The sequence below is a fragment of the Bradyrhizobium acaciae genome, assembly GCF_020889785.1.
Lineage (GTDB): Bacteria > Pseudomonadota > Alphaproteobacteria > Rhizobiales > Xanthobacteraceae > Bradyrhizobium > Bradyrhizobium acaciae.
Map to the genome: position 1 here is coordinate 1 of NZ_JACMYK010000315.1, position 1,036 is coordinate 1,036.

General features: G+C 63.7%; 1 protein-coding gene. It reads left to right on the plus strand.

Annotated elements, in window-relative coordinates:
* Positions 1–48: 48 nt before the first annotated feature.
* A partial coding sequence (locus tag H8A92_RS40495; protein WP_229200809.1) for an IS30 family transposase occupies positions 49–1,036 on the plus strand: 988 nt, incomplete at its 3' end.

Consider the following 1,036-nt stretch of genomic DNA (forward strand, 5'->3'; position numbering starts at 1 on the left):
CCCTGAGTTCACAAACGAAGTGCAACACTTCCTTGAGGAGGTGTTGCGATGGGGCGGAGTTACGAGCAGCTATCCTTGGACGAGCGATGCGAGATTGCCCGGCTTTCAGCCAATGGCAGCTCGGTGCGGCAAATCGCGGCAGCTCTGGATCGCTCGCCATCAACGATCTCTCGGGAGCTGAACCGCAATTCTGGCGCCCAGGTCGGCTACAAACCCAGCTATGCCCAGCAACAGATGCGAGCGCGGCGCTGGACGGGCGGACGCCTCGAACGGGAGCCCGGCCTGCGCCGCGCGGTATTGGGGCGCCTTGGTCGGGGCTGGTCGCCCGAGCAGGTCGCGGGCCGGCTGGCCCGCGAACACGGCCGCAAGGTGATCTCCCACGAGACCATCTACCGCTTCATATACGCCCAGATCCGACGCACCTCGGACTTCAGCTGGCGGCGTTATCTGCCACGCGGCAAGAGCAAACGCGGCTACCGCGGCAAGAAGGGCGGCAGTCCCGCAAGCTTCATCGAAGGCCGTGTTTCCTTGGACAAACGGCCCATCGAGGCCGCCGATCGCAGCACCCCCGGTCATTGGGAAGCCGACCTGATGATGTTCTCCAAATACGGTCAGGCGATCCTGACCGTGCATGAGCGCACCTCGCGCCTGCTGCTCGGCATCCGCATCGCCAGCAAGCTCGCGCGCGGGATCGCCCGTCATCTCGTCCGCTTGTTCGCTGCCTTGCCGGAAGGCCTGTGCCAGACCGTTACCTTCGACAATGGCACCGAGTTCGCCTGTCACCTGGAGCTGCACCGCCTCGCGATCGAGACCTTCTTCTGCGATCCGCACGCGCCCTGGCAGAAGGGCGGCATCGAGAATGCGATCGGTCGGATGCGCCGCTTCATTCCGCGCAAAACCAATCTCGCGACCTTCCCGACGCGCCGCCTCCGCCAGTCCATCAACGCCTACAACAACACCCCGCGCAAATGCCTTGACTTCCAAACCCCTCTCGAGGCCTTCTCTCAAGTGTTGCACTTCGAGTGTGAATCCACCT